Source organism: Vibrio sp. MACH09 (assembly GCF_033238805.1).
Classification (GTDB): domain Bacteria; phylum Pseudomonadota; class Gammaproteobacteria; order Enterobacterales; family Vibrionaceae; genus Vibrio.
In genome coordinates this window covers 2,066,290-2,091,288 of record NZ_BSFZ01000001.1, presented here as the reverse complement: position 1 = coordinate 2,091,288, position 24,999 = coordinate 2,066,290, and the positions used below count along the sequence as shown (strand labels likewise).

The 24,999-nt window shown below is 42.4% G+C and carries 22 protein-coding genes; 17 read left to right on the top strand and 5 right to left on the bottom strand.

Annotation, left to right across the window (positions count from 1 at the left end):
* The first annotated feature begins 217 nt into the window (after positions 1-217).
* Positions 218-1,564, top strand: coding sequence for an SEC-C metal-binding domain-containing protein (locus CHJ_RS09275; RefSeq protein ID WP_317917517.1), 1,347 nt, complete (start codon positions 218-220; stop codon positions 1,562-1,564).
* A gap of 51 nt (positions 1,565-1,615) precedes the next feature.
* Here the strand turns inward: CHJ_RS09275 and CHJ_RS09270 are convergent, their stop codons facing one another.
* On the bottom strand, positions 1,616-2,536 hold the full coding sequence (locus CHJ_RS09270; protein ID WP_317917516.1) for a LysR family transcriptional regulator: 921 nt from the start codon (positions 2,534-2,536) through the stop codon (positions 1,616-1,618).
* Positions 2,537-2,676: 140 nt separating this feature from the next.
* On the opposite strand from CHJ_RS09270, the gene CHJ_RS09265 reads away from it, so the two are divergent.
* The 9 genes from CHJ_RS09265 to udp all read left to right on the top strand — a co-directional run bounded on the left by CHJ_RS09265 (position 2,677) and on the right by udp (position 13,783).
* Positions 2,677-3,375, top strand: coding sequence for a type 1 glutamine amidotransferase domain-containing protein (locus CHJ_RS09265; RefSeq protein WP_317917515.1), 699 nt, complete (start codon positions 2,677-2,679; stop codon positions 3,373-3,375).
* Positions 3,376-3,505: 130 nt separating this feature from the next.
* Positions 3,506-4,663: an iron-containing alcohol dehydrogenase gene (locus CHJ_RS09260; protein WP_171754109.1), complete on the top strand. Its 1,158-nt coding sequence runs from the start codon at positions 3,506-3,508 to the stop codon at positions 4,661-4,663.
* Positions 4,664-4,970: 307 nt separating this feature from the next.
* Complete coding sequence (locus CHJ_RS09255) at positions 4,971-5,387, top strand: CBS domain-containing protein (RefSeq protein WP_171754110.1); 417 nt, start codon at positions 4,971-4,973, stop codon at positions 5,385-5,387.
* A gap of 162 nt (positions 5,388-5,549) precedes the next feature.
* Complete coding sequence (locus CHJ_RS09250) at positions 5,550-7,001, top strand: MATE family efflux transporter (RefSeq protein ID WP_171754111.1); 1,452 nt, start codon at positions 5,550-5,552, stop codon at positions 6,999-7,001.
* 185 nt (positions 7,002-7,186) lie between these two features.
* The gene (locus CHJ_RS09245; RefSeq protein WP_171754112.1) at positions 7,187-8,605 is read left to right on the top strand and encodes an SLC13 family permease; all 1,419 of its coding nucleotides are present in this window, start codon (positions 7,187-7,189) and stop codon (positions 8,603-8,605) included.
* A 3-nt stretch (positions 8,606-8,608) separates the two neighbouring features.
* The gene (locus CHJ_RS09240; protein WP_317917514.1) at positions 8,609-9,934 is read left to right on the top strand and encodes an ATP-binding protein; all 1,326 of its coding nucleotides are present in this window, start codon (positions 8,609-8,611) and stop codon (positions 9,932-9,934) included.
* 1 nt (position 9,935) lies between these two features.
* The gene (locus CHJ_RS09235) at positions 9,936-10,409 is read left to right on the top strand and encodes a response regulator (RefSeq protein WP_171754114.1); all 474 of its coding nucleotides are present in this window, start codon (positions 9,936-9,938) and stop codon (positions 10,407-10,409) included.
* 71 nt (positions 10,410-10,480) lie between these two features.
* Positions 10,481-12,772 carry a zinc/cadmium/mercury/lead-transporting ATPase gene (locus tag CHJ_RS09230; RefSeq protein WP_317917513.1) on the top strand — a complete coding sequence of 764 codons (2,292 nt, stop codon included), beginning with the start codon at positions 10,481-10,483 and terminating at the stop codon, positions 12,770-12,772.
* A 252-nt stretch (positions 12,773-13,024) separates the two neighbouring features.
* Positions 13,025-13,783 (top strand): uridine phosphorylase, encoded by a 759-nt coding sequence (udp, locus tag CHJ_RS09225; RefSeq protein WP_171754116.1) that lies wholly within the window; start codon positions 13,025-13,027, stop codon positions 13,781-13,783.
* Positions 13,784-13,906: 123 nt separating this feature from the next.
* On the opposite strand, the gene CHJ_RS09220 is transcribed toward udp, so the two are convergent.
* Positions 13,907-15,067, bottom strand: a complete 1,161-nt coding sequence (locus CHJ_RS09220; RefSeq protein ID WP_171754117.1) for a DUF1887 family protein — start codon at positions 15,065-15,067, stop codon at positions 13,907-13,909.
* Between the two features lie 207 nt (positions 15,068-15,274).
* Positions 15,275-17,266 (bottom strand): methyl-accepting chemotaxis protein, encoded by a 1,992-nt coding sequence (locus tag CHJ_RS09215; RefSeq protein WP_171754118.1) that lies wholly within the window; start codon positions 17,264-17,266, stop codon positions 15,275-15,277.
* 248 nt (positions 17,267-17,514) lie between these two features.
* Between CHJ_RS09215 and hinT the strand changes: the two genes are divergently transcribed.
* The 7 genes from hinT (at position 17,515) to CHJ_RS09180 (ending at position 23,617) form a co-directional block, all read left to right on the top strand.
* The gene (gene hinT, locus CHJ_RS09210) at positions 17,515-17,865 is read left to right on the top strand and encodes a purine nucleoside phosphoramidase (RefSeq protein ID WP_171754119.1); all 351 of its coding nucleotides are present in this window, start codon (positions 17,515-17,517) and stop codon (positions 17,863-17,865) included.
* 27 nt (positions 17,866-17,892) lie between these two features.
* Positions 17,893-19,302: a COG3014 family protein gene (locus tag CHJ_RS09205; protein ID WP_317917512.1), complete on the top strand. Its 1,410-nt coding sequence runs from the start codon at positions 17,893-17,895 to the stop codon at positions 19,300-19,302.
* The gene (locus CHJ_RS09200; protein ID WP_171754121.1) at positions 19,299-19,688 is read left to right on the top strand and encodes a YcfL family protein; all 390 of its coding nucleotides are present in this window, start codon (positions 19,299-19,301) and stop codon (positions 19,686-19,688) included. The genes CHJ_RS09205 and CHJ_RS09200 overlap by 4 nt, the downstream gene beginning before the upstream one ends.
* 9 nt (positions 19,689-19,697) lie before the next feature.
* Positions 19,698-20,288 (top strand): penicillin-binding protein activator LpoB, encoded by a 591-nt coding sequence (gene lpoB / locus CHJ_RS09195; protein ID WP_171754122.1) that lies wholly within the window; start codon positions 19,698-19,700, stop codon positions 20,286-20,288.
* A gap of 60 nt (positions 20,289-20,348) precedes the next feature.
* Entirely contained in the window at positions 20,349-21,209 is an 861-nt protein-coding gene (locus CHJ_RS09190; protein WP_317918101.1) for a phosphotransferase, read from the top strand.
* Between the two features lie 196 nt (positions 21,210-21,405).
* Positions 21,406-21,945 carry an alpha/beta hydrolase YcfP gene (gene ycfP, locus CHJ_RS09185; protein ID WP_171754124.1) on the top strand — a complete coding sequence of 180 codons (540 nt, stop codon included), beginning with the start codon at positions 21,406-21,408 and terminating at the stop codon, positions 21,943-21,945.
* Positions 21,946-22,327: 382 nt separating this feature from the next.
* A complete protein-coding gene (locus CHJ_RS09180) occupies positions 22,328-23,617 on the top strand; it encodes an NAD(P)/FAD-dependent oxidoreductase (RefSeq protein ID WP_317917511.1) in 1,290 nt (429 codons plus the stop codon).
* A 51-nt stretch (positions 23,618-23,668) separates the two neighbouring features.
* On the opposite strand, the gene CHJ_RS09175 is transcribed toward CHJ_RS09180, so the two are convergent.
* Positions 23,669-24,208, bottom strand: coding sequence for a GNAT family N-acetyltransferase (locus CHJ_RS09175; protein WP_171754126.1), 540 nt, complete (start codon positions 24,206-24,208; stop codon positions 23,669-23,671).
* A 5-nt stretch (positions 24,209-24,213) separates the two neighbouring features.
* Positions 24,214-24,990, bottom strand: coding sequence for a peptidoglycan binding protein CsiV (locus CHJ_RS09170; protein WP_317917510.1), 777 nt, complete (start codon positions 24,988-24,990; stop codon positions 24,214-24,216).
* Between the last annotated feature and the right edge of the window lie 9 nt (positions 24,991-24,999).

Below are 24,999 nucleotides of genomic sequence, written 5' to 3'. Positions count from 1 at the left end.
TTAGTAACAAGTCAGATGTCTGTTTTACTAAAGGGAAATAACCTAACGGTTTAGGTTATATTTTGCAGTACTGATATACTTGAATCGCTTTAAAATGCAGGATTCACAGCGACATTAATCCATTTGGTTTAGTAAATCGGTTTAGTAAAGATGAATCAAGTAATAGCTATCCCTTTCAAGGTTATCCGTACAACACTGAGTTGTTGAGTGACGAAAAGTGGATGAGAATAAAGGAACCAGTAGATTGAGCAGCTATACAGATATCGCATTGTGCCAGAGTATCGATCCTCGTATTGAGGGCTACTATACCAGTGCGCTACGTTATGGGGCTTCGATCCCAGATTATGCGCTAATTCAGTATCGAAAAGCCGCTGAGTGTATTTGTGACGTATTGATTCATCATCATCAGCAACCTTTTTCGTCTAAGAATAGCTTATGGAAGAAAATCCAATTTCTGCAACAACACAATTTTATTGATGCTGAGTTTGCTCAACAGCTGTCAACAATTAGAGAAAATGCCAACAATGGTGCTCATCATGGCAGTGATGATGAAGGTAAATTTGACAATAAACAGACGATTGTTCAGCGGATTGCTGAAACGAATGCTTGCTTAGTGAGTTGTCTTAAGTTTTGTCATTTTGCCATCCGCGGAGAAGAGGTGCTAGAGGTTACTTCTACTGCGGTGGCCATGGCACAAAATAGTGAGATTATTTTAGAGTCGTTAACCTCAATAAACTGGGACACCCATTTTAGAGCAGGATTAGCCTATGAGGCCATGATAACCGACGCGATAATTATTCATCATAAGTTGCGAGAAAATGAAGTGCAAAATATGCAGTTATTGTTAAGCCACTATCGCGGTGCGATTAACTGCTATGAAACGGCGTTTAAACTGAGTTGCTCTGACGTTAGCATCGACTTTAATGACTTTTCGCAGCCGTCGCCTCAACTCAGTGATTTGGAAGGCCATCAATTAGATCTTCTGTTTAATTATTGTCGAGTGTTGCTTACCAGTGGCGTCATGGAGAACCAAGTCGCCAATGCGTTGACCATATTAGAGTTTGCTGCCGATCAAGGTCATAGCAAATCTGCCGGGTTTCTTGGTAATGCGCTTTATGAAGAAGGGCAGTATAAAAGCGCCAAAGCCTTGCTGATTCAAGCAGCAGAACAGTTGGATGACAACGGATTGTGTGGCTTGTTTTTATACTATTCAGAAGGTAAAGCGGTTGAGCCGGATAATTCAAAAGCGCTGTACTATATTGAGAAAGGATTGAAGCAGAGCTCGGTTCAATGCCTTGGCCTTATGGGAGCCGCTTATTATAATGGCTTCGGCAGGACGATGGATCGGAAAAAAGGGCTTGAATTAGCTAAGTTGGCTATGCAAAAAGGCAGCTTATCTGCTTATCAATTTATTAAAGAAGTTGAGCTTAACTCGATGCGTGACTTCTATCTCTCCACACAGTTAACCTCGACGGCGCAAAATGCGCTGCCGGGTCGTAATGATCCATGTCCATGTGGCTCAGGCAAAAAATATAAAAAGTGTTGTTATGCAAGCTTTAACTAATGTGTTGTTTTTCAATAGAAAAATAGATCTATCACTCAATTGAGTGGGACATCAAAAACTCAGATTTTGTTCACTATCCCTTTTGACAAAATACTGCTTTAAGTAGTCAATAAGCACCCTTAACTTTTTAGACTCCGATCCTCTCGGAGGAAAGACAGCAAATACGTTGATGTGTGGCAGCTGATAGTCAGTCATTACCGCTTCTAAGGTACCTTGTTTGAGTTTTTCGTTGACATCGTAAGTCGGAATACGGCTTATGCCGTGGCCCCCTTCAACAAAGGCGGTGCGGGCAGCAGCATTATTGGTCGAGATTGTTCCCTTAGGCTTAACGCGAAAAGATCGAGTACCTTTAGTGAGTTCTATGGTGTTGGACGCGAGTTTGTATAGAACCCATTGGTGGTTATCTAGCTCGGTTGGCGTGGTTGGCCTACCGTGTTTACTGAAATAGCTGGGTGCTCCACATAAACAGGTTGGTAAAGTGGATAGCTTAGTGGCTTGTAATGCCGAGTCGGGGAGTGGTGCACCTCGAATGGCGAGGTCAAATCCATCTTGGATAATATTGACCACATCATCAGACAACATTACATCGAGTTCGATTTTGGGAAACTGCTCTTTAAAGTCATTGAGAGCTGGAACAATGATTTGTAAACCAACGTTGACCGGGCAGGTGATCTTAATTAACCCTTCAGGTTCTCGTTTAAAGTTTTCCATTTTGCTTTGTGCCGACTGTGCTTGTTCGGCAATCACTCGACAGCTTTCATAGTAGGCTTTGCCCGCTTCCGTTAATGACAGACTGCGGGTTGAGCGATTGATCAAGGTTACCCCTAAATTATCTTCCAGTTTTTTTATGTGATAACTGACTACCGTCCGAGATAATTCGATCTGCCTTGCTGCCGCACTAAAACTGCCTTGCTCTACCACATGAGTGAATACCACCATGCTTTTTAGCTGTTCAAACGAGAAAAGCATCATCAATCTCTTCTATTGGTTTAATTATTGAATCAATGTAGTTGATTTATGCCTCATGGTCTAAATTTACTTACGGTAATATAGTTTGCTTATAGAAAGTAAGTCAGCAATTTAAGTCAGCCAGAACGATAAGAGAGAGCATTATGACAACGTCGAGTAAGCAAAAAATATTGATGGTACTAACGTCACACCAAGATCTTGGTGATACTGGAGAGAAAACAGGTTTCTGGGTAGAAGAGTTTGCCGCACCCTATTACGCATTTATTGATGCAGGTATAGACGTGACATTAGCCTCTCCTGCTGGTGGGCAACCGCCTATCGACCCTAAAAGTGAGTTAGACGATTTTCAGACAGAAGCAACGAAACGCTTTGATGCCGATACGACGGCTCAGCAACAGCTTGCGTCTACCTTGAAATTAGCCGATGTTTCTAGCCAGCAATTTGATGCGGTGTTTTATCCTGGTGGTCATGGTCCTTTATGGGACTTAACGGAAAACAGCCACTCAATTTCGCTGATTGAGTCCTTCCTTGACAGTAATAAACCTGTCGCGGCAGTGTGTCATGCTAGTGCGGTATTGCTTAACGCCAAAACCAGCGATGGTGAACCTGTTGTTAAAGGCAAAGCGGTAACCGGATTTAGCAATAGTGAAGAAGACGCCGTACAGCTGAGTGATATCGTTCCTTTCTTATTAGAAGACGAACTAAAGAAACAGGGAGCTGAGTATCAAAAGGTAAGTGACTGGAACTCATTTGTGGTTCATGATGGTTTAATTGTCACAGGACAAAACCCGGCAAGTTCAGAATCAGCCGCAGAAAAATTATTGGTTTTGTTACAAGAGTAAAGTTTTCTGATGATCAACTGTCGTACATTCGATAGTTTGATTGTATATAAACAGAGTAGCGTACTTTTGTACGCTGCTTTATGGTTACATTCATTTCGTCAAAATAAGCTAGTCAATATAAGAAGGTCATATGTTAAATTTCAGCTTTCAAAATACTACTCGAATTCACTTCGGTCCTGAGCAAATTCAAAAAGTGAAGGAAGAGATCCCGCTAGATGCAAAAGTGCTTCTTCTCTATGGCGGCGGATCCATTAAATCAAATGGCGTGTACGATCAGGTAACAAGTGCTTTGTCAGAGCACAATCTGTTCGAGTTTTCCGGCATAGAGCCTAACCCTAAATACCATACGTTAATGAAGGCCGTCGCGTTAATTAAAGAGCAAGGTATTGACTATCTACTGGCTGTGGGCGGTGGTTCTGTGGTTGATGGCACTAAGTTTGTCTCTGCAGCGGCCTGTTTTGATGGTGACGATCCTTGGGATATTATCACTCAACAACTTGCGGTTAAAAAAGCTTTGCCAATTGGTGCGGTATTGACGCTTCCAGCGACCGGTTCAGAGAGTAACGGTGGCTCTGTAGTGACAAGAGATGACCATAAGCTGGCATTTGGTAGCCCGTTAGTTCGTCCAGCGTTTGCAGTTCTGGATCCAACCACCACGTTATCGCTATCACCTCGCCAAGTGTCAAACGGTGTTGTGGATGCATTTGTGCATATTATGGAGCAGTACCTTACCTATCCAGTGAACGGCAAAGTGCAAGACAGTTTTGCTGAAGGTTTGTTAAGAATCTTGATAGAAGAAGGACCTAAGGCCCTTGCTGAAGAGAGCAAAAATGATATTGATGTTCGTTCTAATATTATGTGGTCTGCAACTATGGCGCTGAACGGCTTGATTGGTGCTGGTGTACCTCAAGATTGGGCAACTCATATGATTGGTCATGAGCTTACCGCGGCTCATGGAATCGATCACGCTCGTACTCTGTCTATTGTCCTTCCGGCGATTATGAAAGTGAAAATAGATCAAAAAGGCGATAAGTTGCTGCAGTACGGTAAAAATGTCTGGGGTATCACTCAGGGTAGTGATGACGAGATCATTGCTGAAGCTATTGCTAAGACAGAACAGTTCTTCAAAGCGATGGATGTGCCAGTACGTTTTTCTGATGTCGAGCTAGATGCGTCTCATATTGATGAGCTTGTACAAAACCTAGAAGCCCATCAGATGTTAGCTTTGGGTGAGCATGGTGACATTACCCTTGAAGTGAGTCGTAAAATACTGCAAACCGCCTTATAAAGCGTTATCTGATTGGATGGCCAAGCTAATTGGCGTTCAAAAAAGCCACTAAATGAGTTTTAGTGGCTTTTTTTATCGATAAAGTTTGTTGCTCTGAATTTTTAATAGTGAAAATATTTAAGAGCCAAAAGCCCATTTTTAAAGGGCAGCTGATGGTTTTTTCTATTGATAGACTATGCCTATCAATAAAATTGTTTAAATCCATTTAGTAAAATCAAGAAATTAGACAACAATTACAGTATGTCTTTTAAACAGTCACGTTTGATTGACGGAAAGAAATCACAATTGGGTATAAAGGAGATCACCAATGGATGCTTTAAAAGTAAAAGACTTTATGGATAAACGAGCAGTAACCTTCACTCCAGAGATGTCTTTGACCGCGGCACTAGATAAAGTTATTCGCTCAGAGCACATGGGTGGCCCGGTTGTAAATACTGATGGAGACGTCATAGGCTTTTTGTCAGAGCAAGACTTGCTAGAGAAATTAGTTAAAGTAAGTTACCACTGTCAGGATACTCATATTGTTAGCGACTGTATGTATCAAGAAGTACTCTCGGTGACACCTGAGATGGGTATCATTGAACTTGCTTCACTAATGAAAATAGGCAAACCTAAAGTGTATCCCGTAGTCGATAACAATAAATTGCTCGGTATTATTACCCGACGTGATGTTCTTAAGGCAATAGGCCACTCTCTTGATGACTGTTTCAAACGACCCGTGTAAACTAAATGATTAATAAAAGGCGCTAATAGCGCCTTTTTTACTACTCTTCGGTTTTAATATTCCTCTGAATACTCGTTTCAATAAGCGAGGAAATGAGTTGTTGGCCTAATAGTTAACAGGCGCAGCAACCGACTATCATGTCATCCATAATGGGAGCTTTATATGACAGCACAAACGGCCAAATTTGTTGAAGGATCAACCATGCGGCATATATTGGTGATGTCAGGAACCGCTTCCATCGGTTTAATGGCGCTGTTTGTCGTTGACCTTCTCGACATGATGTTTATAAGTATGTTGGGACAGGTGGAGCTGGCTGCAGCGGTCGGCTTTGCAGGCACCCTTATTTTCTTCTCAACCTCGGTGTGTATTGGGCTATCTATCGCGATGGGAGCGCTTGTTTCGCGAGCTCTAGGGGCTAAACAGCGAGATAAAGCGCGTGAACTGGTTATTAGCACACTTTCGGTTTCATTCATCATCAGTGTCGCGGTTACCGCCGTTATGTTTGTCTATATTCCAGAATTGCTTTCTGCCATTGGCGCACAAGGTTATGCCGCAGAGAGAGCAGAAGCGTATCTGTCCATTTTATTACCAAGTAGTCCAGTGATTGCGTTGGCGATGGCCTCTGGGGCAGGACTTAGAGCGGCGGGAGATGCAAAGCGTTCTATGTGGGCGACATTATCTGGAGGCATTGTTAATGCTATTTTGGATCCAATTTTTATATTTGGATTTAACTGGAATGTTGAAGGTGCTGCGATAGCCTCTGTAATTGCCCGATTCACGGTGCTATTTTTCTCTCTCTACCCATTAATCAAAGTGCATAACTTAGTCGCGATGCCGACATTGGCCTCTATCAAAATCAATTTCAGCGCAATTTTAGCCATAGGTATTCCCGCCATTATTACCAATACAGCGACTCCAATCGGTAATGCGATTGTGACCAGTAGCATTGCTCAGTTTGGTGAAGATTATGTCGCAGGTTTTGCGGTAATAGGGCGATTAATGCCAGTGGCGTTTGCCGTTATCTTTGCTTTATCCGGAGCCGTTGGCCCTATTATCGGGCAGAACTTTGGGGCAGAGCGCTTTGATCGAGTAAAAGACACGCTGAATAACTCGTTACTGTTTGTCACGATATATTGCGTGCTGGTATCAATACTCTTGTACCTTCTGCAAGGGTTGATTGTGGATAGTTTTAGCTTGACTGGGGATGCTGCTGTTATCGTGATTGCGTTTTGTAGTTATGTCTCTATCAGTTTCGTTTTCAATGGTGCGCTATTTGTCGCCAATGCATCGTTTAATAATTTAGGTAAGCCCTTTTATTCGACCATGTTGAACTTGGGTAAAGCGACGTTAGGAACTTTGCCGTTTGTATATTTTGGCGCCGAGTGGTTTGGTGCTCTTGGGGTGATCTATGGACAAGCGGTCGGTAGCGTGCTGTTTGGTGTTTTAGGCATCATGGTTCTTCGTAAGCATATAGCGGACCTTGATCAGCATCTCGATATTGAGTTGGAAGAGGAAGACCCGGCAACCCGTAGTGTCACTATGACGCCATTTTGCTCTTCCGAATGTGTATCTACTAAAGAAATCCCTATAAAACAACAAGATCTAATGGAGTAGCAGGTTAGCAATTGCTGATGTAGGTCATGTTTAGTTGGATTTTTAAAGAATTTTATCGAGAACATTTGTGAAGTTTGATCTATAACCAAAAACTGCATGAACAATATACAACATAATGAAGTTAGACCTATCGGCCTTGTGCCGATTTAATTTTTTGAAATTTTAAGTTGGAAATTTGATTTGTTATGCGTCAGTACCTTAAGTATCTTATCCCTTTAATCATTCCGTTATTTATCCTTATTTTGCCACTCTCTGCTTTTCCTTTTGAGGGAATGACGGTTATTCAACAACGTGTTATCGCCATTTTCTTGTTAGCGGCGCTCTGCTGGGTTTTTGAGCCTATTCCTATCTATGCAACATCTGTGGTGATCATTGTTCTTGAACTGTTAATGCTTTCAGACAAAGGCTTTATTTTGTTCAAGTTGGGCCAAGACCAAGCTGACTTTGGTACTCTTCTTAGTTACAAAGACATAATGGCAACCTTTGCAAGTCCTATCATTATGCTGTTTCTTGGTGGTTTTTTTCTGGCGATGGCAGCGACCAAATATCGTTTAGACGTTAACTTAGCCAGAGTGTTGTTAAAGCCTTTTGGTCAAGATCCTAAGTTTGTTATGTTAGGTTTGATGTTGATAACGGGCATTTTCTCAATGTTTATGTCCAACACCGCAACAACCGCAATGATGTTGTCGATATTGACGCCTGTTATAGCAGTATTTGGCCCTAAAGACCCCGGACGCATCGCCTTTGCTTTATGCATTCCTGTCGCGGCTAATATTGGTGGTATTGGTACACCAATAGGTACGCCTCCCAATGCCATCGCATTAAAATATTTGGTTGGAGATAGCCTGATCACCTTTGGTGAATGGATGACATTTGGTGTGCCATTTGTGGTGATAATGATGGCCTTAGCCTGGTTATTGATTAATCGCTTATACGGTGCTGAGCAGCAGCGTATTGAACTGAATATTAAAGGCAAATTTCTTAAAACGCCAAAAGCCATTACCGTTTATATCACCTTCGGTTTAACCATACTGCTCTGGTTGATGGGCTCAAGACATGGCATGAACTCGTATACCGTGGCTTTGATACCCGTCGCGATTTTCTCCATTACTGGCATTATCAATAAAGAAGATCTGAAGAAAATTTCTTGGGATGTACTTTGGCTGGTATCCGGTGGTATCGCGTTAGGCTTGGCTCTAGATAAAACGGGTTTGGCTCGTTTGATGGTACACAGCATACCATTTGACGAATTCTCTCCTTATATTGTGTTGTTTGGTGCCGCATTCTTATGCTTAACCATGGCCAACTTTATGTCTCACACTGCTACCGCTAACCTGCTAATGCCAATAATGGCTGCATTAGGCGCCTCTATGACTTCCCTTGCTCCACTGGGTGGACAGATGACGCTAATTCTCGTGGTGACCTTTGCTGCCTCTCTTGGCATGTCATTACCTATTAGTACTCCACCGAATGCATTAGCCCACGCCACAGGTAATGTCGAAAGTAGCCAAATGGCGCGTGTTGGTGTTGTTATGGGAGTGGTTGGTGTTTTAGGCAGCTTTGTGCTTGTATGGTTGTTAAATGTGGTCGGATTTATTGGTTAACATATGGAACAAGCAACATTAGATCGACTCATCTCCCGCTATTTTAGTCAGTCAGAGCGCCGGTTGTCGGTGACAGCGGGAGAGACGGTATTAAAGCAAAATGCCCATAATGATCGACTCTATTATGTGTTGAGTGGAGAGCTTGAAGGTTTCGTTGTAGATGACGAGTCGATGAAGGATACCAAGGTGTTTACCGCGGTGAGTGGCGCTTTTATTGGCGTGCACAGTTTTTTTTCTGAAACCGTGGTTGCGTCATCGACGGTTATTGCTAAAACCGATGTGGAACTGGCGTGGATTGATCTGGCGACTCCTGTTGTAGAGCCGGACAAATACGGCCCTCTAACGTCGCAATTTATTCCAGTGATTGTTTCTGAACTTTCTCGTCGTCAAAAGCGGGTAATGAAAGAGGCGATAGCAAAAGAGAAGGCGTTACAAAAGTTACACAGTGCGGAACAGATGACCACGCTAGGACAGCTCGCGGCGGGTATAGCTCATGAGCTGAACAATGCGGTTGGTGTGTTGAGCAGCAAAACTGAGCGTATGCAAAATATCGTGGTTGATCTTTTACAAGAATTGCACCCTGATGCGAACAGTTTCCTTATTCAAGGGCTTACTCAGGGGCAAACAGCCAGTTCTCAGCAAGTACGACAACGAGCTAAAGAGTTGCAGCAAACACTTCTTCTTCCTAGAGAGGCGGCAAAAGAGCTAGCACGAGCCGTACCGACGGGTGAGATATCTGACCATTGGTTACAAAACCCCAAAGATGCGGTTCGTTACTGGCAGATTGGCCGAGATCTACATGATTTGCGGCTAGCGGCAAAGCATTCAGTAGGTATTGTTAAGTCGGTAAAACAACTGGGTCGAATGGATTTTGATAGCGATGAGTACCTCGATGTCAATCAAACCATTAATAAGGCAATTGCACTGCTTCAAAGTGACTTAAGAAGAGTGTCGGTTCATTTAAGTCCAGCAACATTACCTACTTTTAAGGGCTCATCAACTGAACTGGTTCAGGTGTGGGCAAATATATTAAAAAATGCGTGTGACGCGATGGAAAAAACTGCGGATGCAGAAATAGAAATTGCTACACGTTATACAAATAAGCGCATTCTAATCACGGTTAGCAATAATGGTCCTGAAATAGATGAAGCGACCAGACGAAAAATTTTTCAGCCAAATTTTACCACCAAGAAAGGCGGGTTATCATTTGGGCTGGGACTTGGGCTCTCTATCGTGAAAAGAATTGTGAGTGGCTATGGTGGCAGTATTGCGGTGAAAAGCAGTGCTGAAAAAACCATCTTCAGAATAAAATTACCTGTAGAGGAATAGTATGGAGAAGTTAAATCTGATTTGTGTTGATGATCAGCGAGAAGTACTGAGTGCAGTGTTGCAAGATCTCGAACCACTTAGTTCATGGCTAAACATAGAAGATTGCGAATCCGCAGATGAAGCGTTGGAGCTGATGGACGATTTTGATGCAGACGGTGAGTTTGTTGCATTGGTGATATCCGATCATGTTATGCCTGGTAAAACGGGTGTTGAGCTTCTTACCGAAATCTCTCAAGATGCAAGATTTAAGACCACAAAAAAAATCCTGCTAACTGGACAAGCAACTCATCAAGATACGATTACGGCAATCAATTTAGCGAGAATTGAGAGCTATTTTGAGAAGCCGTGGAGCGCAGAAGTACTACAACAACGTGTAAAGACACTGGTAACAGAATATATTTTTGATAACGGGCTGGATTATACCGATTATCAAAATGAGTTAGACCAAGCTGTGGTACTGCAAAGATTGCGATAAAAAAATACTTGACCCTAGAGTCTACTCTAGGGTTTAAGCTTAAGTTGTTTTCGATAACTTAAGGAAGAAATATGTGCACAAAACATATCGACTGTTTGTCTAAAAACAGCACCAGTAAAATAGCAGCTGACTCTTGCAGCTCACCAAAAATCTCATTAATCAAAGCGGCAACATCAGAGAGTGATTCGTGTTGCGCGAGCAAATCTGTCTCGTCTTGTTGCTCAGAAGTGGAGGAACAAGAAGAGGAGAGTGACGCCTCCGGCTTAGATACCCTATATACATTTAACTGGAAAGTTGAAGGGATGGATTGTCCCTCCTGCGCAAAAAAAGTTGAAACCGCCGTGAATCAAATTGAAGGTGTTCAACAAGTAAAAGTACTTTTTGCGACAGAGAAGCTGGTGGTAAAAACGGATCAAAAATCTATCGCGACAACGATAGAGGCTGTGGTTAAAGAGACTGGGTTCTCACTGCTTGATACCTTGGCAGCCAAGCCTGATAACGTTGATTTTACACTTAAAGGCATTGTTAAAGAAAATATTCAAGTGATAGCCCTTGCGATGGCAATGGTGCTGTCATTTATCCTGCAAGGTAGTTTCCCCGAATTTAGCAAATGGTCATTTGTTGCTATTTGTCTTCTTGGCCTGATTCCAATCTCAAAAAAAGCACTGCAACTGGCTAAAAACGGGTCACCATTTTCTATAGAAACCTTAATGAGTGTTGCCGCACTAGGTGCTCTCTATCTGGGTGAGACGATTGAAGCATCGATGGTTTTACTGCTATTTCTTTTAGGTGAAAAACTGGAAGCATTTGCCGCTGCTCGTGCACGCAGTGGTGTTCAATCCTTGATGGCGTTAGTGCCAGAACAAGCGATAAAAATTGTGGATGGTGAACGAGTTGAAGTGGCCGCAGGGAGCCTACAGCCCAATGACGTTATTGAGGTTGCTCCGGGTGGTCGCCTTCCTGCGGATGGTGTTGCTATGTCTGACGCTAGCTTTGATGAAAGCGCGTTGACGGGGGAGTCGATTCCTGTAGAGCACAGTGCAGGTGAACAGGTTATGGCCGGTTCAGTGGTAGTGGATACCGTGGTTAGGCTAACGGTGACATCGAAACAAGGTGAAAATGCCATTGACCGAATTCTGCACCTTATTGAAGAAGCGGAATCACATAAAGCTCCTATAGAGCGATTTCTCGATAGGTTTAGTCGTTGGTATACGCCGTTAATGATGGTGCTTGCCGCCGCGGTGATCATTACTCCGCCTTTGTTATTTGCCCAACCATGGGAAACATGGATTTATAGAGGATTAGCACTTCTGTTGATTGCATGTCCGTGTGCATTGGTTATCTCTACTCCGGCCGCCATAACTTCTGGTTTAGCGGTAGCAGCAAAACGTGGGGCGCTCATTAAAGGTGGAGCGGCGTTAGAGTCGTTAGGCCGTATAGAGATGGTTGCATTTGATAAAACCGGTACGTTGACAGAAGGTAAGCCTCAGGTCACCGATATTGTTGGTTTAAATGGCAGAGAGAGGGAGTATATATTAACCCATGCAGCTGCGATTGAAGTTGGCTCCTCTCATCCGTTAGCGATCTCGTTGGTTAAAAAGGCGAGAAGCGAAAATGTGACACTGCCAGAAGCCGAAAATAAAAAAGCATTAATAGGTATTGGCTTGTCCGGAGAGATTGATGGCGTGCAGTATCAAGTACTCTCTCCAAGTAAGATGAGTCAAGAGGTCACCGCTGAGATGGCGAGTCAAGTGACTCAGTTAGAACAGCAAGGTAAAACAGTGGTATATGTTCTAGAGCATCAGCAAGTCATTGGTGTTATAGCTTGGCAAGATACCTTGAGAAGTGATGCAAAAGAAGCGGTCAAGGAGCTAACAAGACTTGGCATTAATACGGTTATGTTAACGGGTGACAATGAACGTAGTGCGCAAGGTATGTCAAGCAAGATTGATATTGATTACAAGGCCGGTTTGCTTCCAAATGACAAAGTTGACGCGATTGCACACTATGCTAAAGAGCAACAAGTCGCGATGGTTGGCGATGGCATCAATGATGCTCCTGCTATGAAAGCGGCATCGGTAGGCATTGCCATGGGGGGAGGAACCGATGTGGCTCTTGATACCGCTGAGGCGGCATTAACACATAATCGTCTTGTTGAGTTACCGGCTATCATTCAACTTTCTAAGGCAACGCTAACGAATATTCGTCAAAACATCACATTAGCATTGGGACTTAAAAGTGTTTTCTTAGTCACCAGCTTGTTTGGTATTACAGGGTTGTGGGTCGCTGTGTTGGCAGATAGCGGCGCAACCGTATTAGTCACGTTAAATGCGCTTCGACTGTTAAAGTACGGCAAGAAATAACGCATTCGTCAGTGGTACAAAAAGCAAGTATCTGAAAGGCAATATTTCAGATGCTTGCTATCCTTTCAGTGTAACTTGATTAGATAGAACAAAAAGTGTGATGCCAACCGGTTTTTCATGTAATTGCAAATGTTATAACAATTTAATTTGTGACTTATATCACCATTTGTTGGCCGTTTGTCCGCTAAAGTTGTTTATTATCCGTAATTAATTAATGGCTAATATCAAATTTGCCAATTTAAGGAGCCACCTATGTCTCAACCAGTTTTTCACCTAGGTATTACTGAAGCCGATCTTAAAGGCGCTACTGTTGCAATTATTCCGGGCGACCCTGATCGCGTGCCTAAAATTGCAAATGAGATGGATAACCCAGTGCAACTTGCAAGCCATCGTGAATATAACGTTTATCTAGCTGAGCTAGATGGTAAATCAGTAGTCGTATGTTCTACTGGTATTGGTGGCCCATCAACTTCTATTGCCGTTGAAGAGCTTGCTCAATGTGGTGTTCGCACTTTCTTACGTGTTGGTACTACTGGTGCGATTCAAGAAGACGTGAATGTTGGCGATATGATCGTAACCACGGGTTCTGTTCGTCTTGACGGTGCGAGCCTGCACTTTGCTCCAATGGAATTCCCAGCGGTTGCAGATTTCCAAGTTGCTACAGCAATGAAAGAAGCAGTAGAAGAGACAGGTGCAACGGTTCATATGGGTGTGACAGCATCAAGTGATACTTTCTACCCTGGTCAAGAGCGTTATGACACATTCTCTGGCCGTGTTGTTAAGCGTTTCCAAGGCTCAATGCAAGAGTGGCAAGATATGGGCGTTCTTAACTTTGAAATGGAATCTGCAACGTTACTGACAATGTGTGCAAGCTCTGGTTTGCAAGCTGGTTGTGTCGCGGGTGTTATTATTAACCGTACACAGAAAGAGATTCCAGATCATGCCACACTAAAAGCAACAGAGACTCGTTCAATCGAAGTTGTTATTGCTGCAGCACGTAAAATGATCTAACTTGTTGTTAAGTTGAAAGAAAAGGCCGATGCATTTATGCATCGGCCTTTTTAATGGGGCTGATTTGACCAAACTTGGGATATCTTATATTTCTATTAAGTTATCCCGAGTTTGAGTGAATTATTACAGCTCTTCGTGGCCGCCAGCTTCACAGAACCATTCTGTTAAGTATCTCTTTAAGCTTTTTAGCTCGTCGGGGCCAATGAGCGCCAAGCCAAGATCTTCCGCCCGGGTAATATCATTGTGTCGCAGCGGACGAAAGCTCACTAACATCGCTCTTGCTTGTAAGCCACCGAGTAAGTCCCGTAGTGATTCCAGTTTATATAAGGTATCGTCACCATCGTCACGCATGCCTTTGGTCTTACACTCTATTATATGGAGCTTATTGTTTACCACGGTGGCCACATCTAGTTCATTACGAACTTCTCGCTCACCAAGTTGACGATAAACCTGTACGTTTAGAGAACGGTCCTGAATGGTTGGTAATTCATCTTGGATCTGTTTAACCGTGCTGTGAACCAGTGTTTCTAACCACTCTCCATTAGAGAATCGTCTAGCATCTTCGCTTGCGAATGTGAGAATACCGTTTTGATATGCCGCTAGTTTGGTGTCAACCAGATCAGAAAGTAGCATATTGAGTTCGCGATAACCTTGCTGTTTTTCCGTTAAGCCGACATCCAGTTTTTGCTCTTTTCGACAGGTTGTGGCGAGGTAATTTAATGTTGCCAGACCGGGACCTAATTCGAGCGCGTTCCCAGCCCATTTTTGCCCCAGTTCATACAATTTTTGGTCAAGTTGGTCAGGCAGGTCATGCTCGTTAAACTCTGCTCTTGCGCCAAACACAGTGAGATAATCATCAATGGTAATATGATCTTGTAACTGAGCATCCGCGGCGTCTTCAGGGTATATCCAGCAAATTTTGTCACTGTTTGGTTCTACAACAAAAATTTCCCAATTGTTGCGCCTAAACATTTCATAAACGGTCAATAAACGGTGTCGTAAACCACAACTAGCGTTAAGCATGATGGACTTACCACGTTTTACTAAGTCGTTTTCAAGGTTGTGAATAGCTTGACGAATAAGTGCAGTATCTACGATAGAAGAGATTTGAAAGAATTCGGTATCGATATTGCGTTGGCTTAAAACGGTTGCTAAACGTTGATAAATGCTTTCTTGAGATTTGTCGCCAATGAAAATAATGTGTTGGCAAGAAGAACGGTTGTCTAACAGCGGTGTGATAAGACGTATCGGGTCTTGATCAATAATGCCTACGTGAACGGTCATGGTGCGTCCTCTTTAATTATAAGGTTTGGTCTATGAGTGTTGCTAGCCACAACAGACCTATATAACGATATGGTATTCACTATAAAAAAAACAAGGGTGAATTAACACTAATTCACCCAATATTACCAATATATCTCGTTTTCCTTACAATCTATAGGCTGATTTGTATTGAATCCTTATAAAACTTCTCTACAACATACCTCAGTTCTATAGTTTGAACTGATGAACCAAGTTATCTTGCTGCTGCGCGAGATCGGCCATATTGTTACTGACATCTGCTATCGTTGACATGGCCTGATGGCTTTCAGAGGCGATATGATTGATATCTTCTAAGCTTCGTGCAATATCAGATGTCGTTTCACTCTGCTCTAAAGCTGCTTGTGAAATATGGCTACTCATGTGACTTATTTCCAAAATCAGCGCTTGTATCTCTTCCATGGAACTATTGGCATCGGATGCTTGTGCCACGGATTGCTCCATATCACTCATACAACTTTCAATCACGGTACCAGCAGTTTGAGAACTGGACTGAAGGTTATTGATCATACCTTCAATTTCTTCCGTTGATTCCGTGGTTTTTTGCGCTAACACACGAACCTCGTCTGCGACTACGGCAAAACCTCTTCCTTGTTCTCCCGCTCGTGCCGCTTCAATTGCCGCATTCAGAGCTAGCAAGTTGGTTTGCTCTGCTATACCACGGATCACATCCAGTATCGAACCAATTTCGCTGCTCATGTTTTTAAGCTGAGAAACCGCCACAACAGATTCGTTTAAGCGACCTTCTAATTGATTGATGGTGGTAATATTTTGGTTCATAACTTGACGGCCAGTGTCAGACGCTTTTTCAACTTGTCGAACTTTTTCTAATGAGCTCTGAGCGCTTTGAGTGACTTCGGCAACGGAGTGCTCCATTTCGGTCATTGCCGTGGCAACATTTGCGGTTTGTTCTCGCTGATTATTTAACTTACTTTGTGCGTCATTTGAGGTGTTTTGATTATCACTCGCTGCTGCGGTTAAGTTAACAGAGGCATCATTAAGTTTGACCAAAATTTGGTGAAGGTTGTTTGCTAAGCTGTTGATATGGTCGCTGACAAGGCCGAATTCGTTATTATACTTGTTATCAATCCTTTTCGTCATATCTCCGCCAGCTAGGGCTTCCAGTGTCTCGAAGATACGGGCTAAAGGAGATCGAACACTGTGGGCAATGTGATAGCCGATACCTGATGCCAAAATAATCACAACCACGCCAAGAATAATCGCTTCTAGCATGCCGTTGTTATAAATGGTTTCGGCTTGTTCTAATGACTGCTCCAATTCTCCGGTAGCAACATTGTTGAACTCATTGAGTAATACCATGCCGTTATCAATTTTTGTCGCTAGGTTTTGAATGTTGGTGTAGAGATCATTTTTGGCCGTTAGGTAAGCAAAATGCTGATCAAGTACGCCGCCGGGCTTGCCAATATCTTGAGTAAATTGCGCGACTGAGTCATCGAACTTTCCTCGAATCGCCGGCACTTGAGTTAGTAAGCTATTAAATGCGTAGTTAAGATGAGAGACCGCTTTGGTGTTCTTCTCTACCGCTTGTTTTACGAATGCGGTATCACTACTTGCCAATGCGTCAGATGTGGCAATTTCAGCATCTTTTAGTTTTATAAAGTAGCTTTTTGCGACCAGTTTAACAGAGATACTTTTTTGACCCGCTACATACTCTTTCATACCGAGGTTTAGCTCAGAGGTGAGCTTCTGAAAACGGCGGACAGACTGTTGTACTTGCTCTTGATTCGAGAACATTTTTTGATAATTGTTCATCGCCTCTTGTGCTTCAGAAAAATATTGTTGCTCAAGTTGAGCCAGTTTTTCAATGTCATCACTTAATTGTGGGTAGGCTTTACTGGCCGTTTCAAGCTGAGTTGATATTTGTTGGTACTCTTTTTGAGCCGCAGAGAAACTACTTCTACTTTGCTCCATCCGTGCGGCGTCTTGTGTAGTCAGGAAGTCTTTAAAGGCTTTATCTGCGGATAATAACTGCACGCTAGTTTGATTGGAGAGAGAGACGAGTGGCAGTGATTGCTGAGTTACCGTACTGAATTTTGAATGGATATCATTGATTCCACCAAGCATGATAGTAATGGTTACTATAAACATAATGACAATAACTAAAAATCCAGCGTACATACGCTTGATTACCGAACCTTTCATTCTCTCTCCTCGCTTATAAAAAGCATAAAACAGCCAATGAGCTGTTTTAAATATGGGCTTTGAGCCCATTAATAAATGTTTACATCTTAGCTTCATTTCGGCGCGCATACTGAGATAGCTACCTCAAAACTAATGACAAAATCATGTGCTACATGAATTTTTCAGTGATTGAACACTGTTTTTAATTGTGATTTTTAGACCCTTCACGCATACTTAGCCGGATATAATTTCGCTGTAAGGAGCATAAAATGGCCGAAGAAACCATCTTTAGTAAAATCATTCGTAAAGAGATCAAGTCTGATATCGTTTATCAAGATGATTTGGTCACCGCATTTCGAGATGTCACCCCACGAGCTCCTAGCCACATTTTAATCGTACCCAATAAGCTTATTCCTACCATCAATGATATTGAGGAACAAGATGAGCTAACCATGGGACGTATGTTTACTGTGGCGAAAAAATTGGCCAAGGAAGAGGGCATTGATGAAGATGGCTACCGTTTAATCATGAACTGTAACAGTCATGGTGGACAAGAAGTTTACCACATTCATATGCACTTGCTTGGTGGCCGACCATTAGGCCCACTGCTGCTTGGTTAAATTTCAACAAAGATTAAAGAAAGAACTATGTTGAAAAATAAAGGCATAAAGCAAGTTGTTCGCTTCGCTTTTGTTGCATCTTCGGCTGCAGTCATTACCGCATGTTCATCAATTTCTGCTGGCAATCTATTTAGCCATTACAGTATGCAAAACAGCGCTGTATATAGAGCGGTTGAATTAGGTGATTATCAGCAGGCCGAGGATCTACTGCCTGACTTGGTGGGTGGCGATATCCTGGATAATATGGAAAAGGGCAGGGTAACCTTCTTAAACCAGTCTTATTCGGAGAGCAAAAGCTATCTTGAAAGCAGTGAATGGGCGGTAAGAAAACAGCAAGAGCAGGCCACCATCTCCATTAGTGAGAGTGCAAAAGATCTCGGCTCATTAGCCATTAATGATAATTTAAAAACGTACCATCCTGCTGACTATGAGCTTGGCTTTATGCATCTCTATCTTGGCTTAAACTATCTGAAAGAGAATTCTCTTGAAGGCGCGTTGGTTGAAGTAAGAAAAGCAAACCAAGTACAAGAAAGAGCAAAAGCAGAACGTCAAAGTGAGCTAGAAGCGGCTGAAAACGAAATGAAGCAGAGTGGCTTAAGTCCCAATCTGGGGTCCATTTTAGCCAACTATCCAGATGCAGGAAGCTCACTACAAGCAGTTCAAAATGGCTATTTATTGTATTTATCCGCGTTACTTTATGAAACCGCAGGTGAGTTAAATAACGCTTATGTAGATTACCGTCGGGCTTTAGCGGTGATGCCAGAGAATCGAGAAGTAATAGACGGCACTATTCGTGTTGCGAAGTCTCTCGGAATGAGAAGTGATCTAGCTTTACTGACAAAAGAGTATGGAAATCGTCAGCGACTTGCGGATGGTCAGTCTAGAATTATAGTGATTGATGAACAAGGCGTTGTGTCCGCTAAACAGGGTTGGAAACAGTCTCTACCGGTATACTCCAATGGTGACTGGGCATACTACACTCTATCGTTGCCGTATTACCCTAACGCTGTTTCGCCACGATTTGCTACGCTTAAATTGGATAGTAAGGCATTTACTCATTCCAAATTGGTTAATGTAAATGTAATGGCACAACAAGATTTATCTGAACGCCTGCCAACTATATTAATTAGGCAAGCGCTAAGAGTGATCGCGAAAGAGCAGCTTCGTCGTGAGACGTCAAACAAGGATGATGTTGGTAATCTATTGATAAATGTATGGAATGTATTAACTGAGCAGCCGGACACTCGGGGCTGGCAAACCTTACCTGCCAATGTATATAGCAGCAGTTCGGTGGTTGCCGCTGGCAAGCATACACTCAGTTATGCTGATAATATTTATCCGATTACTACGGAACCCAATCAAACCACACTTGTCTGGTTATCTAGGCAAGGAAACAGTTCAACCATTTGGCATAAACAGCTGGGGAATCTTCAATGAAAAAAATTACGCTGATTTTTTTGTTTACGGTGGCATTAATAGGTTGTGCTAAAAATACCGCTGGATTAAGAGTCGATGGCGATTCTCAAAACGTTATGTTTGGAGATAGCGTACTCGGTGGGCGTGTTGCGATTGATAATATTGCGACGGTTGATGTCGAAAATCACGCCCGAGGTATTGTTACGCTCACAAGCCAGTACAAAGCAGATTTACATGTTCAATATCGGTTTTACTGGTATGACAATCAAGGTTTAGAAGTGAACTCGAAACAGAGTGCATGGAAACAACAAATTATCCGAGGCTTCGAAACTATTTCAATATCGGAGGTCTCAATTAACCCAAATGGCAAACAATTCCGCGTTCAAATTCGCCAAGCAGATAAATAAGGAATCAAAATGAAAAAAGGTGTTATTGCTCTTTTAGGCTTAGCTATGATTTTAGGTGGCTGTTCAACTAAGGTAAGTTACGGAGATGCGCAAGAAGCGGAAACCACCACTATTGATTTTGGCTCGACTGATTTACAAAAGATTGCCGCAGAAATGACAGATAGCATGCTGATGTCTGGCTCTGTTGCGGCGATTACACGAGATAATCGTCCTATCGTTTTTGTTGAACGTATTAAAAACAAAACCAGTGAACATATCGATACTGAGTCAGTAACAGATACCATTAGTACTAAGATGCTTAACTCAGGCAAGTTCCGTTTTGTAGATATGGACCGTGTTGAGTCGGTACGTAAACAGCTTAACTTCCAAAACAATGATGAACTAGTGAATCAGAGCAGTGCTATTCAGTTTGGTAAAATGGTTGGCGCGCAATATATGCTGTATGGCAACCTAGCAAGCATTGTTAAGCAGACAGGCAGTAAGAAAGACGTTTACTATAAAATGACAATGCGTCTGATGGATCTAGAAAGTGGCTTAATTGAATGGGCAGATGAAACTGAGATTCGAAAACAGCAAGAAAAAAGTTTACTAGGCCTGTAACAGCGCGATTAGAAACTAGGGTCAACAGACCCTAAAAATAGAGGGAATTCAGTGGCTAAAATGTCATGGAATGAAGCGATATCGCTTGATGAAACGCTATTGTCACTGAATGACTTCTTTGATGCCCCACCATTAATCGCAGAAACATTGGCAGGAGGTTTGACTAACCGTTGCTGGAAAATAGTTTCTAGCGATAACAACAGTTATGTTTGGCGACCTGTCTCTTCCATATCTCACCGTTTTGCTATTTCTCGTGTTCGCGAGCAGAAACTGCTGGAATCATTAAAAGGGCATGACTTTGCTCCTGACCCCATCTATTTGAGTGATAAAGGCTTGCTAGTGGAGTGGTTGGAAGGAGATGTTAACCAGTTCCCTATGGGTGAAACTGAAATAATCGCTACGCTGTGTAAAATTCATTCCGTCAATATTACCAATAAACCTGTACCATTATTTTGTTATACGGCAAAACTGGATGGTTACTGGTTGCAGTTAGAGAGTCACTACAAAACGCCGCAGTTGGAACAACTGTATACGAGATACAGAGCATTACCTACCATTCCTTCGGTAGAGCCAAGTTTGTGTCATCTCGATTTAGGGCAATATAATATGGTGATGACCAATCAAGGCATAAAAGTGATTGATTGGGAGTATGCTGGAGTGGCTGATCCAAGAATGGATTTAGCCATGACGATAGATATTGCTGGACTGAACATGCCGCATGCGGTTGCGAGTTATTGCAAGTTACGTGGAATTGAAGAGATTGATCATTGGTTAACAGGGGTTAATCACTGGCAACCGCGTAATCAAACAATGGCGCTGCTATGGTACTTACTCGCTTATCAGCTTTGGCAAGATGAGTGTTATTTGCTGGATGCTGAACGTTTGTTGTCAGTGCTTAGCGAACGAGTTATTGGTCGGTAGTGTGAAAGTGCTCGTACCTGATTTGGCTAGATGACGACACCTCGCAGCTGATGCCGAGTATAAAGCAACAGCAAACTGCTGCAAAAATCGTCTCGAACGGTTAACAGACCCTAGGACAATTATTAAAAAATGTGTGATAGCAGTTCACATTCTTATTAATCGTGGTAGATTTAAGCTAGGAATGGGGAGAAGTACAATGATTATATATTTACACGGATTTGATTCAACAAGCCCTGGCAATCACGAGAAAGTATTACAACTTCAGTTTATCGATCAAGATGTAAGATTTATAAATTACAGTACCTTACACCCTAAGCATGATATGCAACATTTACTTAAAGAAGTGCACAAAGCAATTGAGGCATCAGATGATCCGCATCCAATTATTTGTGGTGTTGGTTTAGGCGGGTATTGGTCAGAGAGAATTGGTTTTCTATGTGGTATTAAGCAAGTTATATTTAACCCTAATTTGCATCCAGAAACTAATATGCAAGGTAAGATTGATAGGCCAGAAGAGTATGAAGATATTGCCACCAAGTGTGTCGCGCAATATCGAGACAAAAACAGAGAGCAATGCTTGGTTATCCTATCTACTCAAGATGAAGATTTAGATAACAAAAAAGCACTGCAAGAGCTGCAAGAGTATTACCAAGTCATATGGGATGAAACTCAAACCCATAAGTTTAAAAAGATATCTCAGCATCTACAAACGATTAAAGCATTTAAGAACAACTAGTTCGCCGATGGTTTGTTGCTGAAATATGGCAGATTAAGAATTGAAACCAGACTATATAGTCTGGTTTTTTTTGATCGGTACACTGTCATCTCTACCGTCATTTCCCACCCAATAAATGGTCACTCCCCGATTCGATATCTTATTAGTGACTGTCCGTTTTAATAGGCACCAAAATAAGTGGTTTTGTGATCTAACTCAATAAATGGTTGCGGTATACAATTTGCTGGCTATAATGAAAATTCAACTTTATTTGATTTATATCAATTTTAGTTGAATAAATAAGAGTGAGGAAAAAGTACTCACCCAGAAAAGTCAGGAACAGATTTATACCGTTTGATCTTGGATCGAACGTATCGAGATTTATCTTTAATTGGAGTGTTATATGACTCATATTGTTATTGTTGGCGGTGGCGCTGGTGGACTGGAGTTAGCCACAAAACTTGGCGATACATTTGCAAAAAAGAGCAGTGTAAAAGTCAGCTTAGTGGACAAAAATGCCAGCCACTTATGGAAACCTTTATTGCATGAAGTGGCTACGGGGTCGCTGGATGAAGGTGTGGACGCGTTGAGTTATCGTGCTCATGCTAAGAATCACGGATTTAATTTCAAATTAGGTAGCTTGGAACAGATCGACAAAGAGAAAAAGAGCATTACTCTGGGTGAGATTCGCGACGAACAGAACGCTTTATTGCTGCCAAAGAGGGAGTTGGAGTATGACATATTAGTCATGGCTCTGGGATCGACATCCAATGACTTTAATACTCCAGGGGTAAGAGAACACTGTATATTTTTAGACAGTCCAGAGCAGGCGCACCGTTTTAGAACACAGATGAACAATGAGTTTTTAAAGCTGCATGCCAAGTCAGGACAAGGCACTGTCGATATTGCGATTGTTGGTGCCGGTGCCACTGGAGTCGAGCTTTCTGCTGAGCTTCATAACGCAATAAAAGAGCTGCGTACTTATGGTTTCGGTGATCTGGACTCGAGTAAGCTAAATGTGAGTCTGGTTGAAGCAGGGGAGCGTATATTGCCAGCACTGCCAAGTCGAATATCTTCAGCCGCTCACCACGAACTAACAAAACTGGGGGTGAAGGTTCGTACTGCAACCATGGTAACTAAAGCTGATGAAAATGGATTGACCACCAAACAGGAAGAGTTTATTCCTGCCAGTATCATGGTATGGGCAGCAGGTATTAAAGCCCCAGACTTTATTAAAGACATTGCTGGACTGGAAACAAACCGAATTAATCAATTGGTTGTGAAAGATACTCTGCAAACCACCCGTGATGACGACATCTTTGTGATTGGTGATTTGGCACAATGTACCCAAGCTGACGGCTCATTTGTTCCTCCACGAGCACAAGCTGCACATCAAATGGCCAGTCAGGCATACAAAAATATCATCGCCAAGATGAATGACCGCGAGCTTAAGCCGTATCTGTATAAAGATCATGGTTCACTGGTGTCGCTAAGTCGATTCTCCACCGTTGGCAGCTTAATGGGCAACTTAACCAAGGGCTCGATGATGGTCGAAGGACGGATTGCTCGGGTGGTGTATATTTCTCTCTATCGCATGCATCAAATGGCGCTTCATGGCCTTATTAAGACGTCATTAATGATGTTGGTGGGACGAATTAATAAGGTACTGAGACCCAATCTAAAGCTGCATTAATAGATGAAAAAGGTTGATGGGATGTTTTAATGCTGAAACGACGGCTTGAGGTTATTCAGGGATAATAGAAAAGACTAAACCATCTTTTGGTTGGCCCGAAAATATAAATCGATTTCGGGCTACTCCTTCTTCTACCGCTCCACAACACCTAGCCACATTGTGGCTGGGCAGATTGTGTCGATCGCACACAATTTCTAGCCGGGTAAGGCCTATTTGATCAAAGGCCATTTCAACAATGGCATCAACCGCTTCTTTGGCATAACCACAATGTTGGTGTTGGTCGGCAACCCAGTAGCCTAAACTGGCCATATTGGATGTGATAAAGATTTCTGTTAACGCAACCATTCCTAAAAATCGGTCGCTATTTCGCTCAAAAATACCAAAGCCATAACTGCTGTTTTTTATCCAGTTTAGGCGGTTGGCAACAATAAATTCATGGGCCTCTTTGCTGTCAAAATGGTGGTGGCACCAGTCTAACCAAGTATGCAAAGACGCCGATGATGATACTTTTTCAGCAAATTGATGCGAGTCGCTATTGCGCAAAATTCGCAAGTGCAACCGCGAGGTAAATATCTCAAACTCAGGTGTCACGGCGGTTATTCCGCAGCGACACGTCTAACTTGAATGATGATTCCCATTAAAGGGTGATCAATATAGTGGGTTTCACTGCTTCTCATTCGACGTTTTTGATCAAGGCGATAGCTCTTTAAAAACTCTTCAACCTGAATGGTTGGCGAGATCTCTTCTAGGTTGCCAATTTGTACCGTGTCATTTGATTCCGATTCAGACAGCTCTATCTCTTTATCCTCGATAATCACATCTCTGACCCCTGGTGCTTTGAGATCGAGTTGTGCTTCTAAGAATAGGTAGTGCTGAACATAAACTTGAATAACACCATCTAATTCATAGAGAGGGTTGTCAATGGTCTGTTCTGTTAATGCATTACCATTTGCGTCTGTTAAATCTACAAATTGGATTTTTTGGCTGCCGTTTGGATTGAAGTCGTTTGAGTAGTCTTTTCCTGCTCTTACTCTAAATTTAGGTGCGGCAGATTTACCCTGATCACCTTGTCGCCATGCCTTATAAAACAGCACCTCAAAGCCAGCGTGTTTTGTTAGCTTCTCAAACTGCTCATTTAGCTGATACTCGTTTGATGGCAAAAGTGTCGCTTTTTTACTATTTAGGTAAGCGGAGTTTTGTAACGTGCCCGCTGTTGTGATATCTATTTCAGATAAACTGTTCGGCCATGTTTCATTGCTTTGCTCAGGATTCACCGCTCGCTTGAATATAATCATCTCAATATCAAATTGTCGCTCAGCTGCATAGCTAGGAGCAGCGATGATGACGAGTAGCAATAAGATCAGTTTTTTCATTTCAACTCC